Below are 15,173 nucleotides of genomic sequence, written 5' to 3'. Positions count from 1 at the left end.
CCGCGTTCCTTCGCACCCCCTCTGGCCTGCCGGCCATCTCCCCCGCAAGCGTGGAGATTAGATGTCGGGCGGCTTTCGCAAATTGTCGACTTCGAAAGAAGGAGGCGGCGCCTAAGCTGCCAAATCTCCCCCTTGCGGGCGAGATGTCCGGCAGGACAGAGGGGGTGCTGTCCCGCCAGCGTTTCGGATTTCTGAGCTGCAGTGAGATCAATCCTGGAGTCTGCGCCGCGTCGCTTCGCTCCTTGCCCGCCCGGGGGTGACGACGTGGCAGGCGCCTAGGTCAGGCCGACGTCGACGCCTGCTCCTCGGCGGCAAGCGTCGCGGTGCCGTAGGCCTTGATGAAGACGTTCACACCGGAGCGCACGACATGGTCGATCTCGGCCTGCGTCGGCGCCTTGCTGCGATAGGAAAAGATGCACTGGCGGAACAGGCCGGCGAGGCAAAGGTCCGTGAACTGGTAGGCGGCGAGGTCGACGTCGTCGATTGCAAGCAGGCCGCGTTCGATGGCGGCGTTGAGGAAGACCACGAACTTGTCGTGGCCGCGCTTCGGGCCGCGTTCGTAAAAGCGCGCGCCAAGCTCGGGAATCCGGTCTGACGCGCCGATCACCGTGCGCTGCGCCTGGATGACCTTGGCCGAGGTGATCTTCATGACGAGCACCTTGCCGAACTTCACCAGCGTCTCGCGCAGGTCGTCAGCATGATCCAGAACATCATACATGTTCTTGAAGATGGTGCCGCGCTCTTCCTCGATGAGAGCCTCGAACAGCTCTTCCTTGTTGGCGAAATAGACGTAGATGGTGCCCTTCGAGACGCCGGCCTCGCGCGTGATGTCGTTCATCGAGGCGGCCTCGAAGCCCTTGTCAATGAAGACGCGGCGCGCGCCTTCGATGATCTGGGCCCGCTTGACCGGATCCTGTCCCGCCGCCGGACGGCCTTTGCGCAGGTCGAGCAGATCGCTATCGCCTGTCGTTTCGACCATTAAAGTCACACCTCACGAAATATTTCGAACCACGCGGTTCGATTTGCTCTTGATATGGGCCTCTTTCCGCGCTATGTCAATCACCAATTCGAACCGAACGGTTCAGTATGACTGACTTACCCCAGAGAGATTATCATGTCTTCGAACGCGTCCGCCACCGCTGAAGTCCGCACGTTTCCCAACGCCAAGGTCCAACCGTCGACCGAAGCCCCGGAAGTGCCCGTTCAACCCGCTCCCGCGGCGCCTGTCGAAGCCCCGGCCAAGAAGAAGCGTTCGGTCCGCTCGCTCCTTCTGCCGATCATCGGGCTCGGCCTCCTCGGCGCCGGTTCCTGGTACGGTTACAACTACTGGRCCGACGGCCGGTTCATGATCTCCACCGACGATGCCTATGTCCAGGCCGACATGTCGTTCGTGTCGCCGAAAATATCCGGCTATGTCGACAAGGTCCTGGTGAGCGAGAACCAGCACGTCAAGGCCGGTGATCCGCTGTTCATCATCGATGACGGCGACTACAAGATCGCGGTCGCCCAGGCCRAGGCGCAGATCGCYACGCTGTCGAAGACGCTCGACCGCATCGACGCCCAGACCAAGGCCGCGCACGCCTCGCTGGCGCAGGCCGAGGCGCAGAAGACCGCCGACCAGGCCGCCGCCGACAATGCCCAACGCGCCCAGGAACGCGCCGCGCAATTGCTCAAGACCCATGTCGGCACGCAGGCCCAGCTGGACGACGCCCAGACGGCGCTCGACCAGGCCAAGGCAGCGCTTGCCGGTGCGGATGCGCAGATCACCGCGGCGCAAGCCAATATCGGCGTGCTGGAAGCCCAGCGGGCGGAGCAGGCCAGCACGCTCGCCTCGCTGCAGCTCACGCGCGACAAGGCGCAGCGCGACCTGTCCTTCACCGTGCTCAAGGCGCCCTATGACGGCGTCGTCGGCAACCGCTCGGTCGAGCAGGGCGACCTCGTCAGCCCCGGCCAGAAGCTCGCCGTCGTGGTGCCGATGGACAAGCTCTACATCGTCGGAAACTTCAAGGAGACGCAGCTTGGCCGGCTGCTGCCCGGCGAGAAGGTCCGCATCACCGTCRACGCGATCGACGGCCAGACCTTCGAGGGCAAGGTGTCGTCGCTGGCGCCGGCCTCGGGGGCGGTGTTCTCGCTGCTGCCGCCGGAAAACGCCACCGGCAACTTCACCAAGGTGGTGCAGCGCGTGCCCGTGCGCATCGACGTGCCGGCCGATGTCTTGAAGACCGGCAAGCTGCGCGCGGGCCTGAGCGTCGTCGTCGCCGCCGATAGCCGCACCGCGCCTGCCGCGACGAACTAGGCACAGGAGCGGCCCAGCCGCCGCCCCCGCTTTTTCCAGGAGGCCATGTCATGGCAACCGCAACCATTACCGCAGGATCGGCGCCGGCACGGCCGGCGGCCGCCGCGAGCGCCGACCATATGCCGGCCCGCCGCGTCATCGCCTTCCTGGCGATGGTGTTCGGCATGTTCATGGCGATCCTCGACATCCAGATCGTCTCGGCATCGCTTGCCGAAATCCAGGCTGGCCTCAGCGCCAGCTCCGACGAGATTCCGTGGGTGCAGACCGCCTACCTGATCGCCGAAGTGGTGATGATCCCGCTGTCCGGCTTCCTCAGCCGGATGCTGTCGACRCGCGTCCTGTTCACGATCGCCGCCGCCGGCTTCACCGCGGCCAGCGCGCTCGCCGCGACGGCGACCAACATCGACCAGATGATCGTCTACCGCGCCATCCAGGGCTTCATCGGTGGCGGCATGATCCCGAGCGTCTTTGCGGCCGCCTTCACCATCTTCCCGCCCTCGCGCCGCGCCGTCGTTTCGCCGATGATCGGCCTGGTGGCGACGCTTGCCCCGACCATCGGCCCGACCGTCGGCGGCTACATCAGCCACGCCATGTCCTGGCACTGGCTGTTCCTGGTCAATGTTGTGCCGGGCATACTGGTGACGACGGCCGCCTGGTCGCTGATCGATTTCGACAAGCCGAACCTGAAGCTGTTCAGCAAGTTCGACTGGTGGGGACTGGCCGGCATGGCCGCCTTCCTCGGCTGCATGGAATATGTGYTGGAGGAAGGCCCGAACAATGACTGGCTGCAGGAYCAGGCGGTGTTCATCTGCGCCATCATCATGACCATCGGCGCGGTGGWGTTCTTCTGGCGCGTCTTCACCGCCGAGGAGCCGATCGTCGACCTTCGCGCCTTCAGCAACGTCAACTTCGCCTTCGGCTCGATGTTCTCCTTCGTCATCGGCATCGGCCTCTATGGGCTCACCTATCTCTATCCGGTGTTCCTGGGGCGCATCCGCGGCTACGATTCGATGATGATCGGCGAGGCGCTGTTCGTCTCCGGCCTGGCGATGTTCTTCACCGCGCCCATCTCCGGCATCCTGTCGCGCAAGATGGACCTGAGGCTGATGATGATGATCGGCTTCTTCGGCTTCGCCACCGGTACGTGGTGGATGACGCATCTGACCGCCGACTGGGATTTCTACGAGTTGCTCATCCCGCAGATCCTGCGCGGCTGCTCGATGATGCTGTGCATGGTGCCGATCAACAACATCGCGCTCGGCACACTGCCGCCGGAGCGGCTGAAGAATGCGTCGGGCCTGTTCAACCTGACCCGCAACCTCGGCGGCGCCGTCGGCTTGGCAATCATCAACACGGTACTGATCGACCGTAACGCCTTCCACTATGCACGCCTCTCCGAGCATGTGGAATGGGGAAGCCAGGCCGCCCAGGCCAAGCTGCAGAACATGACGCTGAACTTCCAGCAGACCGCCGGCCTCGACGCGGGCAACGCCGCGATCTCGAAACTGTCGGGCATGGTGCACCAGCAGGCATCGCTGCTGTCCTTCATGGACGTGTTCTTCATGCTGACGGCRCTGTTCGCCACGCTCGGGCTGTTCGTGCTGTTCATCAACAAGCCGGCCGAGCAAGGCGGCGGTGGCGGCGGAGGCCATTGAGGAAGCCGGAACCCCCGCCTGGCGTCCTCAACGCGACCCCGGAAATCGGCAACGATTTTCGGGGTCATTTTTTCGGGAAAGATCGAAGGCATTGCGTGCCTGTGCCCGATGGCGGCAAGCACAGAAAGATCGCTCAGGCCGCTGCCGGCTTGAAGCTCAGCGCCACGCCGTTGATGCAGTGGCGCAGCCCGGTGGGCGGCGGGCCGTCGTCGAAGACATGGCCGAGATGGCCGCCGCAGCGCCGGCAATGCACCTCGGTGCGGATCATGCCGAGCGAGCGGTCCTCGGTCTTGCCGATGGCGTTGGGGATCTCCTGCCAGAAGCTCGGCCAGCCGGTGCCGGAATCGAACTTGGTCTCCGACGGATAGACCGGCAGGTCGCAGCCGGCGCAGGCGAAGATGCCCTTGCGATGCTCGTTGAGCAGCGGGCTGGTGCCCGGATATTCGGTGCCCTGCTTGCGCAGCACGTCGAAGGCGGCGTCCGAAAGAATGGCATGCCACTCGGCGTCGGTCTTGGTGACCTCGAAGGTTTCGCCGGCGAGCGCCGGCTTGGTGCCCCCCATGCGCAACGCCGCTCCGGTGCCGAGGATCAGTGCGGTGACGGCGGCACCGCTCCAGAGAATTTCGCGACGGTTCATGACCGTTCCTCCTGACGTGATCTTACAAACTGTGGCGCCGCCGGAAAATCAAAAGCCGGTGACGGCCCGCCTGCGCCACCCCGCATCGACCCAAGCCCTGGCGATGCGGAGCGGCGCTTGTCGACAGCACGGATCGCGGGAGGGAGACCGTGCGGCCGGCGGGGACAAACCTCATTTCGCCGGCCGCACCCGCTTTGTTACATCTTCGGCAGAAGAACCTTGTCGACGACATGGATGACGCCGTTCGACTGGCGCACGTCGGCGATCGTGACATGGGCGACGTTGCCGTTTTCGTCGGTCACCGTGACCTTGCCCTTCTGCGACTTCAGTGTCAGCGCGCAGCCGCCGACTGTCTTGACCTGATGCGCGCCGCCGTCGGCCTTGGCCATCTTGGCGACGTCGGCGGCAAGCGCCCTGGCGGYGATGACGTGGCAGGTGAGTATCTTGGTCAGCTTGTCCTTGTTTTCCGGCTTGAGCAGCGTTTCGACCGTGCCGGCCGGCAGCGCGGCAAACGCCTCGTTGGTGGGYGCGAAGACGGTGAACGGACCGGCGCCCTGCAGCGTGTCGACCAGGCCGGCGGCCTTGACGGCTGCGACCAGCGTCGTGTGGTCCTTCGAATTGACGGCATTCTCGAYGATGTTCTTCTTCGCATACATCGGCGCGCCGCCGACCATCGGATTGGCGGCATAGGCAACGGCGCCGAGCGCGGAAAGGCCGATGGTTGAGGCGAGCAAAAGGGTGGCGAGTTTACGCATGGTGTCAGTCTCCTCGGGCTGGTTTTTTCCCGTCGTTGGGAACGCGAAGAGATACGGACGTGAAAAAACTTAGTTTCGCGCGCCGCCCAGGATTTTTGTTCGGCAGTCGAATTCGAGCCGCATCATTCTCCGGTGCAGGAAAATCCCAGGTGCGCATATAGGGAGATAGACCTGCGGCGCCCTCACGGGGCCGTTTCGGGCGAGAACGATCAGATGCCCTTCAGGTCGCCCGCGGCGACGACGGGGCCGGTCGGCTGGCCGGTCGGCGAGCCGCCGGCCGGCTCGAGGCTGACGGCGAGCACGGCGCCTTGCGCCAGCTTCTGCTGGACGGCCGGCGAGACGGCCATGCGCGCGGTCTGCCCGGCCGGGATGACGCCCATGGAGACCGGCGCGTTCTTGCCCTCGATCATCCACAGCTCGAAGTCCTTGCCGGCGGCGCGCTCGCCGGAAACGAGCGAGAGGCCGACCTCGCGGCGGGCCGCGTCATAGACGGCGAGATATTTGACATTGCTGTTTTCGGCGGCGAGCGAGGCGACCAGCCTGGTCTCGGGCCGCGGCGCCGGCGGATTGATCAAGGGCAACGCGACATAGACGGCCAAGGCGGCAATCGCGGCGACTGCGAGGCCGCGCCAGAAGGCAAGGCTCGACCACAGGCCGGCGCGCGGCTCGGCAGAGGTGGCCGCGGACGAGGCAAACAGGCGCCGGTCAATCGCTGCCTTCACCGAGATCGGGGGCTCGACCGCGGCATAGGCGCCCGCCATAGGCGCAAAGTGCGCCTCCCAGGTGTCGACCAGGCGAGCGAAGTCCGGTTCTGTGTCGATGCGGCGGGAGGCGATCCGGCGTTCGTCGGCTGTCAGAACGCCGAGAACGTATTCGGCAGCGAGCAGGTCGTCGCCTCCGCGTTCCGGTCCGTTGTCTTCTCCCAGCGTCATCTTTCCAGACATTCTCTAAGCTTGAGCAGGCTTCGCCGCAGCCWAGTCCGCATCGTATTCAGCGGAACCTTGTGGCGCTCCGCCAGTTCGGCATAGCTTTCGCCGTTCAGATAGGCGCCCCGGACCGCCGCGGCCCGGTCTTTCTCCAATTCGTCGAGGCAATGGTGGATGCGTTCGGTCTCGCCGCCCGCGACAGCCATGGCCTCGGGCCCCGGCGTCGGATCGGCAACGTCGAGGGCTGCATCGATGTCGGCGGAAGGAACGCGMCGCGCCCTGATGCGGTCGATCGCATGGTTGCGCGCAATGGCCACCAGCCAGGAAATCGGGCTCAGATCGGAAACGGCGAAACGATCCGCCTTCGTCCAGATCTTGACGAAGACCTCCTGCAGCGCYTCTTCCGCGTCTCCCCTGTCCCTCAAGACACGAAGGCAGACGCCGAAAAGTTTCCCACTTGTCTGYTTGTAGAGCAGATCGAACGCAGCCCGGTCCTTCATCGAAGTCCGGACGATCAGTTTGCTGATGTCCTGYGGCCCCATGCAGGCAAATTAGAAGATTGCGATCTATTTGCAACGGCRCTGGCGGTGTTGTCCACCAACGGTTTCCGCAACGTCAGCACATCCGGTCATCTTGCTGAATAGCAGGTCGAGGAAACTAATCGCGATTTCGATTTGCAGATTCGTGCGATAGCCTTCGGCAAAAGAGAGGACGGCGATGTCGATCGAACGCGTGCTTTGGGAACAGGATGCGACCGGCCTTRCCGGGCTCGTGCACAAGGGGGAAGTCTCGCCGCAGGAGCTGGTCGACGCGGCGATCGGGCGCGCCGAGGCGACACGGCCCGATATCAATGCCATAGCCACGCCGCTCTATGACACCGCCAGGGTGCGGGCGAAGGCGATCGACCGCAAGCTGCCGCTCGCCGGCGTGCCCTTCGCGCTCAAGGATCTCGGCATCGGCATCAAGGGCGTGCCGATCCATGGCGGCAGCCGCATTCCCGCCTTCACCGCCGATTTCAACTCGGTGATGGTCGAACGCTATCTGGCCGCCGGCCTGATCCCGATCGCCACCAGCACGTCGCCCGAGCACGGGCTGCGGCTGATGACGGAATCGGTGCGCTTCGGCATCACACGCAACCCCTGGAATACAGGCCACACCACCGGCGGCTCGTCGGGCGGATCGGCGGCGCTGGTCGCGGCGGGTGTGGTGCCGGCGGCGCACGCCTCCGACGGCGGCGGCTCGATCCGCGTGCCCTCGGCCTGCAGCGGGCTGGTCGGATTGAAGACCTCGCGCGGGAGGGTGCCGCTGACGCCGCTCACCAGCGAAAGCTGGTACGGCATGGTCGTCGACCACGCGGTCAGCCGCTCGGTGCGCGACACCGCGCTCCTGCTCGACCTGACGCACGGCGCCGATCCGCTTTCGCCCTATGCGGCGCCGCCGCCGAGGGGCTCCTTTGCGGCCGCCGCGGCGCGCGATCCGGGCAAGCTCGGCCTCGCCGTCTACCGCAAGTCGCCCCTTGGCCTGCCGATCTCGGTCGAAACGCTGCAAGCGCTGGACGCGGCGGTGGCGCTGGCGCGCGAGGGCGGGCACACGGTGGAAGAGATCGACCTGCCCTATATCGGCCGCGATTTCATCGCCGATTTCTGCCGGAGCGTCGCCTCCGCCGTTGCAGGCATGATGCGCGCCGAGGCGCAACGCGTCGGCCATCCGGTCACCGGCGAGGTCGAGCGCGCGACACGCGTGCTAGGCCGCCTCGGCGAATTGCTGTCCGCCGGCGAGGTCTATGACGCGGTGCAGCGGCTTAACGCCACCGCGCGGCAGATGATTGGGGAAACCGCGCGCTTCGATGCCGTGCTGATGCCGATCATCGCCCACCCGCCGCTCGCCTGTGGTTCCATGGATCCGAAGGGCGCGGACGAGCTCATCGAGAACCTGCTCGACAAATTACAGCTCACGGGACTGCTCAGGAACAAATCCTTTTTCGGGCAGCTGATGGACAAGAGCCTTTGGTTCACTCCCTGGCCAGCGATCCACAATGTCAGCGGCCAGCCCTCGATCGCGCTGCCGGTTCATGTCACGGCGGGCGGCTTGCCGCTCGGCATCCAGGCCGCCGGGCGGCCGGGCGACGAGGAGACGCTTTTGTCGCTCGCCGCGCAGATGGAGAAGCTTTCCGGATGGCTGAAGCGGCGCGCGCCGCTCAAGATACCCGCTTAGAGACCAAGCACGATTTCGCTATTGTGACCGCAAAGCCGTTTGCGACCGGCGGCAATTCCCGCTAAGAGGCCGCGATCCTTGCCGCTTGGGGAACGCACTGATGACGGACATCGCCGCCACCGCCGAAATGCAGGCCGCGCTGCTTTCCAGAGCGCTGCCCTACATGCAGCGCTACGAGAACAAGACCGTGGTGGTGAAGTATGGCGGCCATGCCATGGGCGACAACACTCTGGGTAAGGCCTTCGCCCGCGACATCGCGCTGCTGAAACAGTCCGGCGTCAACCCGATCGTCGTTCACGGCGGCGGGCCGCAGATCGGCGCCATGCTCAACAAGATGGGCATCGAATCCAAGTTCGAGGGCGGCCTGCGCGTCACCGACCAGAAGACGGTCGAGATTGTCGAGATGGTGCTGGCCGGCTCGATCAACAAGGAAATCGTGGCGCTGATCAACGCCGAGGGCGAATGGGCGATCGGGCTGTGCGGCAAGGACGGCAACATGGTGTTCGCCGAAARGGCGCGCAAGACCATGGTCGATCCGGATTCCAACATCGAGCGGGTGCTCGATCTCGGCTTCGTCGGCGAGYCGGTCGAGGTCGACCGCACGCTGCTCGACCTGCTCGCGCGCTCGGAGATGATCCCGGTGCTGGCGCCGGTGGCGCCCGGCCGCGACGGCCACACTTACAACATCAACGCCGACACTTTCGCCGGCGCCATTGCCGGCGCCTGCCGCGCCTCGCGCCTGCTCTTCCTCACCGACGTTCCCGGCGTGCTCGACAAGAACAAGAAGCTGATCGACGAGCTGACGGTGGCCGAGGCCAAGGCGCTGATCAAGGACGGCACGGTGTCGGGCGGCATGATCCCGAAGGTCGAGACCTGCATCGAGGCGATCGAGCGCGGCGTCGAGGGCGTCGTCATCCTCAACGGCAAGACGCCGCATTCGGTGCTGCTCGAGCTCTTCACCGAACACGGCGCCGGCACGCTGATCGTGCCGTAAAGATCGGAATCCGGCTAACATTTTCTATCCAAATGCCTGACGCCCTTCGATGGCAGGGACGGCCGGCCTGCGCGGCGGGCGCTGAAAAATCATCGAATTCTCTTCGGCGTCCTGCGGCTCGCCCCAGAAATCGGCAAGCGTCGGTCCGTCTTTCACGGGGCGGTCGCGGACCAGGAAACCCCAGACCTCGCGAAACCAGACGCGCCGCCCCATCTTCGTGTACCAGCGCATCGAATGCCGCTGCTCGGGATCGGGATGAAAGAGAATGYGCGCCAGTGCCTTTGGCCGCGACTGCACCGCAAGCTCGATCAGCTTGACGGCGAAGAACAGCATCCAGGGTTTCAGCCGGGTCATATGCAGCACCTGGTGCTTGTAGTCCCAGAGGCGGACGTCCCGCTGGATGACCTTGCGGTCCTTGGCGATGCGGAAGAAAGGCGTCCAGCGATGCGGCGTCACATAAAGCGCCTGGATCTGGTCGGGATCGTAGGCGATGAGCTGGCGAAAGCCGCGCCAGAGATCGCCGAGGYCCTCGTCCTCGAAACCGGCGACCCAGGTCGCCATCGACAGGATGCCGTGCTGGCGAAGCAGCCGGATCGCCTCGCGGTCGGACGCCGTGCTGCCGCCCTTGCGGATCAATGAAAGTGTGGCCTCATCGGTGTTCTCCATGCCGAGCAGCCAGCGGATGACGCCCGCCTTGCGWTAAAGATGCAGGATATCGGCATCGCGCACGATGTCGTCGGCACGAGTCGAACCGACGATAAGCACAGGCACGTTCTGCGCGATCATGGCCTCCAGAAAGGCACGCCAGGCTTTCTTCGAGGAGGTCGGATTCTCGTCCGCCAGGTTGACCAGCTCGACGCCGTGTTCGCGATGCAGCCAGGCGATCTCCTTGGCGAAGCTGACCGGATCGCGATGCCGCCAGCGGGTCCAAAAGCCGCGCTGGCCGCAATAGTTGCACAGATGCGGGCAGCCGCGTGAGAACTGCATGACCACCGCGCGCTTGCCGCCCCAATAGCTGTAGCGGCGATGGTCGATCAGCTCCCAGCCGACGCGATACGCGTCGAGGTCGGCAATCGTCATCGCGGCCCGGGTGGCCAAGGGCCGGCCGAGATCGTCGCGATAGGCTATTCCGGCGACGCCTGACGCAGGCCGGCGCCTTTCCAGCGCCTCGACCAGTGCCACCGCGGTCGCCTCGCCCTCGCCGCGCACAATGAAGTCGAAGGCCTCGGTTTTGGCCAGGATGTCGCGCCAGTGATAGGTCGGGAAGACGCCGCCATACACGATGATGACCCCGGGCGCGCGGGCCTTCAACATTTGCGCGATCCGCAAGGCCGTCGGATGCGCCGAGGTCGAGCCGGAATGGCCGATAAGGACGAGATCCGGATCGCCGGCCAGGCCTTCGTCGACCAGCGTCGAAAGCGGCATAGGGCCGAATTCGGCATCGACCAGGCGCACCCGGTGGCCGGCATCGAGCAGCGGACCGCCGATCGCCAGCAGGCCGAGAGGCGGCAGATGATCGTCGGGCACACGGCTGCCGATGGYCGTGTGAGGCAGGTTGATCAGGACGATGTTCATGGGCGGACCTCCTTGCCGGTCCGCCGGTGCTAGCCGCCGATGTCGAATACGCCTTGGCGCGGTTCAGCAGTTTCGGCGCAGCTTTCACACAGATTTGACGGGCGCGCCGTTCCCGTCGCGCATGCCGGGAAGCCGCCGCATAACGTAGGCGTCGAGGTCTTCCGCAAATCATTAAAGCGATATCTTAGCGATCTCTAATACACTTTCGCCTAAACTTTTATTAAAACTCTATCCATCTATAATCATTGCTGGGAAACCAAAAGGAATGCCCATATGGCGCTTAAGCCTGACCTGAAACTTGATGAAGCAAGCCTCATTACATCAACGTTGATCAAGAAGCACAAGGCGGCGTCCGCGGAGACGSTCGACGCTGTCGAGCTCAGGGCGAGAACTGCCCAACTCGCTCTCGTGCTGGACCTGGCCTACCAGGGCTTTGTGCGGAATGATCCAGCGGGACAAATCGTCGAACGCTTGGCGGGGCGATTGCATGAATTGCGCCGCGATGTCGCCCCCGCTCTGTGGCAGGAGCTGATTCCGATTGCTCAGCAGCACCGCGTGGCGAGCTACCTGAAACAGGATCCGTTCACGCGCTGGTCCTTCGAAAAGCCGCGCGGCTATTCGGGCGACGCGACGCTGCTGGWYWTYTWTTWCAAGCAKMMGASSGCMWACGAGATCGTCGCTTCATCGAGCGAGCTTGGCCGCGAGATCTTTGCTTATACGAGCGACGCGGCAAGTTCGGTGGCGGGGCGCGAACGTCGCGCCGTACTGGCCAAGACCGTCGACGAAACGGCGGCGCGGGTGGAGAATGCGGAAGTGCTGGCAATCGCCTGCGGCCACCTGCGGGAAGCCGAGCTCTCGGAGGCCCTTGCCGGGAAAAGATTGAAGCGCTGGATCGGTCTTGACCAGGACCCGATGAGCGTCGGCACGGTCAATCGAGACCTCGCCGGTACCGTAGTGGAGGCCGTGGACGGGTCCGTGCGCGGCCTTTTGCGGCGCGCCTACCCGCTTGGCACATTCGATCTCGTCTATGCGTCCGGCCTGTACGACTATCTGCCGCTCCCGGTCGGCGCGCGCCTGCTTCAGCGGGCCATGGAACTGGTCAAGCCGGACGGCGAATTCCTCTTTGCCAACTTCAGCGACGAGATCACCACCGACGGGTATATGGAGACCTTCATGGACTGGCCGCTCATCCTGCGTTCGGCCAGCGATATGTGGGACATCATCAATGCCGCGGTGGACAAGAACCGCGTTGACGCCGAAGTCTATTACGGATCAAACAGGAACATCGTTTACGGCTGGATCCGCAAGCGTGCGGATCTCGGAAGGCAGGCGTAGGCGATAGTAGCCTCACCAATCCATTTCGATTTGYGGTCGGGCCGGACAGTGGCCCGATTTTTGGATGGAGCGCGTATGCTGCGATAGTGCCGTTCGGCATATCCCGGAAATTGCTCCAAAGCGCGTCGCCTGAACCGGATTCAGGCGATGCGCTGTAAATCTTTGTTTTGATGCATTCCTTCCCCAAAACTTGGCGTGGATTTGGGGACACGTGCTAGGCGACGAGTTCCTGCCTGGTGCGCTCGATCTGTTCGATCKGAACGGGACGCCCGGTGAGGAAGCCCTGGATCGACTGAATGCCCATGTGCTGCAGCAAATTCTGCTGCTCTTTCGTCTCGACGCCCTCGACAAGCACCGAGTGGCCCAAATTGCRCAGAAGCCTGACCATGTCCTGCAGCAGGCTCAGGCCGCGAACCGTCTGGCAATCGTGCAAGAAACTCCGATCGATCTTGACGACGTCGAACTTGAAGCGACGCAGYCAGGCGAGACCCRCAAATCCGGTTCCGAAATCWTCCAGCCAGATTTGAACGCCCAGGGCTCGAAGCTGCTCGATGCTTCTGGCGGCCTGCGCCTCGAGGGAAATATCGCTGCCCTCAGTGACCTCGAGCGCCAGCTTCTGAGGCGCCATGCCGTGCCGGCCGAGGATCTCGGTGATATGCAGCGGGAAATTTGGAGCCTTGAGCTGAACGACCGACACGTTCGCCGACACGACCGCCCCCAATCCATGCTCGACCATGTCGGCGCAGGCCCGATCGATCAGCCACAGTCCGAGCTCCTCGATCCCGCCAGTCTRCTCGGCGACGGGTATGAACACGGACGGGCTGATCACGCTGCCGTCGAAGTCGCGCAGTCGCATCAGCGACTCATGGCCGAGCACCTGGCCGGAGGCCGCGTCGCGGATCGGYTGATAGACGACTGAAACAAGTCCCTCCGAAACAGCGTGCTTGAGCAGCTCCGAAAGATTCTGGCTGGCCCGCTTCTGGTCGACGGCCTGCGCGTCATAGATCGTGAGGGTCGCGCGGCCCGAGAACTTGGACGCATAGAGCGCGCGGTCAGCCTCCTGCAGCAGGATGCGAAGTTCTATGCTCTGATCGGCGCGCGTCAACGAGGCGCCGGCGCTGATCGTGACGATGTTGAGTTTGTCGTCCCGGTCAGGGTGGGAGATTTTCAACTTCTCGACGGCCCTGCAGAATTGATGGGTTATCTCGCGGAGATGGTCTCGTCCGGCGACCTTGCACAGCACGACGAATTCCTCGCCGCCGTAACGTCCCGYGATGGCATTGTTGACAGCCGCGGTCTCGTCGAACGTACGGGCAAGTTCGATAAGGCAGTCGTCTCCGGCCTGATGGCCGAGCCGGTCGTTGAACCGCTTGAAATAGTCCACATCCATGAGGATGACGCCTATTTCGTCATTGTCCCTGCCCCATTCCTTGCACAACTCCGCGAATTCCCGTGTGATCGCCCTGCGGTTCTTGAGCCCGGTGAGCGGATCCGTGTCCGCGATCTCGATGAGCTTTTGACCGTTCTCGACAGCGACCTGCTCCTGGATCTGCGCCTGAAGCGCATGCAGGAAGGTCTGGAACCGCTCCATGCTGAGGCGCCACGAAAGATAGAGCGACAGGACCAGGCAGTTCGCAAAATAGGTTGAAAGCACCAGGCGGGTGGCAAAGTCGGCCWGGAGGAAGAACAGCGTGGCGCTAACGAAGGCGACTGTCACGGTCGCGGACGACAGCGCTGAGAGCCATAGCCGGAAATTGAAGAAAAGGTTGGCCCCGAGAATAAACACGGTGCCGAAGACTATGAAATGGGAAAGCGCTTCCTGATGCGTTGTCCCGAGCGCCGACAGTAGCCATCCGATTGCGCCCGTCACGATCGCGAAGGCTGCAACGTAGTGCRGAGTGGTGAGGCTGAAGCCGCGTCGAGCGACGATTTCGACAAGCGYAAGGAAGACAAATCCAAGCGTCACGCGCGTCAGTACGACACGATCCGCAACGTCCGGAAAGAGGAACCAGTCGAAGGCGCCGTAGGCCATATAGCTCAATACGGCGCCCGCTATGCCCCAGCGGACAACCCTGCGATTCTRATCCGCCTTTTTCTGCAGGAGCAGCGCGAAAAGCATCGGATCCGCCGATTTCCACGGCGGGCGTGAAATCGCTTCGGTGACCTTTTGAGCCACATCCTCCGTCAGTTGCATGCAACGCTCCTTGGCGATCGTCCTGCGCATGAGCGGTTCGAGCGAGCGAATTCCGTCAAGTCCCCGCGAAAGGACGAAGGCAAGCCTGATCCATAATAAGACACTAATGTTGCTAACCGGCGGTAAACGGATCGCACGAACCGTCACAGGAGGGCCATCCGGTACGCAATTCATGCAACGAGCCGGGCGCCGGACATGCCGGGCCAGACTCCCGGGCTCGAGAGAGGAGAAGCGCGCAACGCTATGGCTGCCGCGCCATCTCCGGACATGTCACTGCTCAACATTGCGCGCACTTGAATTTGCCTTGATACCCGGCAAACCGCCCGGAACTGTCCCTGTTTTCAGATTCGTCGCTGAGAACTAGCAGCGACTCCGGCTCAGCGCCGCAGATGGCTGAGCGGCWCGTGGCCCGGCCCCTTGATGTTTTGCAGGACGAGTTGGGTGTGGACGTCGCGCACGCCGGGAAGCCGCATCAGGCGGTGCATGACGAAGGCGTTGAGGTCGTCCACCGACGGCACCATCACATGCAGCAGGAAATCGTGGTCGCCGGTCATCGTCCAGCAGGACGAGATCTCATCCATGCGCTGCACTG

The 15,173-nt window shown here is 63.8% G+C and carries 12 protein-coding genes and 1 pseudogene; 5 read left to right on the top strand and 8 right to left on the bottom strand.

Features of this window, described 5'->3' with window-relative positions; all coding sequences use genetic code 11:
• Positions 1-280 precede the first annotated feature (280 nt).
• Positions 281-979, bottom strand: coding sequence for a TetR/AcrR family transcriptional regulator (locus tag ORS3428_RS24745; protein WP_071100923.1), 699 nt, complete (start codon positions 977-979; stop codon positions 281-283).
• 135 nt (positions 980-1,114) lie between these two features.
• Here ORS3428_RS24745 and ORS3428_RS24740 point away from each other — a divergent pair, with 135 nt between their 5' ends.
• Together ORS3428_RS24740 and ORS3428_RS24735 are read left to right on the top strand one after the other, a co-directional pair.
• On the top strand, positions 1,115-2,296 hold the full coding sequence (locus ORS3428_RS24740; protein WP_071100922.1) for an HlyD family secretion protein: 1,182 nt from the start codon (positions 1,115-1,117) through the stop codon (positions 2,294-2,296).
• 50 nt (positions 2,297-2,346) lie between these two features.
• Positions 2,347-3,951, top strand: a complete 1,605-nt coding sequence (locus tag ORS3428_RS24735; protein ID WP_071100921.1) for a DHA2 family efflux MFS transporter permease subunit — start codon at positions 2,347-2,349, stop codon at positions 3,949-3,951.
• A gap of 133 nt (positions 3,952-4,084) precedes the next feature.
• Here ORS3428_RS24735 and msrB read toward each other — a convergent pair whose 3' ends face one another.
• The 4 genes from msrB to ORS3428_RS24715 all read right to left on the bottom strand — a co-directional run bounded on the left by msrB (position 4,085) and on the right by ORS3428_RS24715 (position 6,811).
• On the bottom strand, positions 4,085-4,588 hold the full coding sequence (gene msrB, locus ORS3428_RS24730; protein ID WP_071100920.1) for a peptide-methionine (R)-S-oxide reductase MsrB: 504 nt from the start codon (positions 4,586-4,588) through the stop codon (positions 4,085-4,087).
• Positions 4,589-4,785: 197 nt separating this feature from the next.
• Positions 4,786-5,343, bottom strand: a complete 558-nt coding sequence (locus tag ORS3428_RS24725; protein WP_071100919.1) for a fasciclin domain-containing protein — start codon at positions 5,341-5,343, stop codon at positions 4,786-4,788.
• 209 nt (positions 5,344-5,552) lie between these two features.
• Positions 5,553-6,275, bottom strand: coding sequence for an anti-sigma factor (locus ORS3428_RS24720; RefSeq protein WP_108723170.1), 723 nt, complete (start codon positions 6,273-6,275; stop codon positions 5,553-5,555).
• Positions 6,272-6,811, bottom strand: coding sequence for a sigma-70 family RNA polymerase sigma factor (locus ORS3428_RS24715; RefSeq protein ID WP_071100917.1), 540 nt, complete (start codon positions 6,809-6,811; stop codon positions 6,272-6,274). Before ORS3428_RS24715 ends, ORS3428_RS24720 begins: the two co-directional genes overlap by 4 nt.
• Before the next feature lie 175 nt (positions 6,812-6,986).
• Between ORS3428_RS24715 and ORS3428_RS24710 the strand changes: the two genes are divergently transcribed.
• A complete protein-coding gene (locus tag ORS3428_RS24710; RefSeq protein WP_071100916.1) occupies positions 6,987-8,483 on the top strand; it encodes an amidase in 1,497 nt (498 codons plus the stop codon).
• A gap of 100 nt (positions 8,484-8,583) precedes the next feature.
• Positions 8,584-9,477 (top strand): acetylglutamate kinase, encoded by an 894-nt coding sequence (gene argB, locus ORS3428_RS24705; RefSeq protein ID WP_071100915.1) that lies wholly within the window; start codon positions 8,584-8,586, stop codon positions 9,475-9,477.
• 24 nt (positions 9,478-9,501) lie between these two features.
• Here argB and bchE read toward each other — a convergent pair whose 3' ends face one another.
• Complete coding sequence (bchE, locus tag ORS3428_RS24700) at positions 9,502-11,052, bottom strand: magnesium-protoporphyrin IX monomethyl ester anaerobic oxidative cyclase (RefSeq protein ID WP_071100914.1); 1,551 nt, start codon at positions 11,050-11,052, stop codon at positions 9,502-9,504.
• A gap of 273 nt (positions 11,053-11,325) precedes the next feature.
• Here bchE and ORS3428_RS24695 point away from each other — a divergent pair.
• A pseudogene (locus ORS3428_RS24695) lies at positions 11,326-12,387 on the top strand (class I SAM-dependent methyltransferase).
• Between the two features lie 214 nt (positions 12,388-12,601).
• Here the strand turns inward: ORS3428_RS24695 and ORS3428_RS24690 are convergent.
• Both ORS3428_RS24690 and ORS3428_RS24685 read right to left on the bottom strand, forming a co-directional pair.
• Entirely contained in the window at positions 12,602-14,581 is a 1,980-nt protein-coding gene (locus ORS3428_RS24690; protein ID WP_071100913.1) for a putative bifunctional diguanylate cyclase/phosphodiesterase, read from the bottom strand.
• A 377-nt stretch (positions 14,582-14,958) separates the two neighbouring features.
• Positions 14,959-15,173, bottom strand: a 215-nt coding sequence (locus ORS3428_RS24685; protein WP_131802945.1) for an Lrp/AsnC ligand binding domain-containing protein, incomplete at its 5' end; no start/stop codon positions are given.

This window comes from Mesorhizobium sp. ORS 3428 (genome assembly GCF_001854785.1).
In the GTDB taxonomy this organism is placed as follows: domain Bacteria; phylum Pseudomonadota; class Alphaproteobacteria; order Rhizobiales; family Rhizobiaceae; genus Mesorhizobium.
The sequence above is the reverse complement of the archived record's forward strand: the minus strand, read 5'-3'. Positions and strand labels throughout refer to the sequence as shown.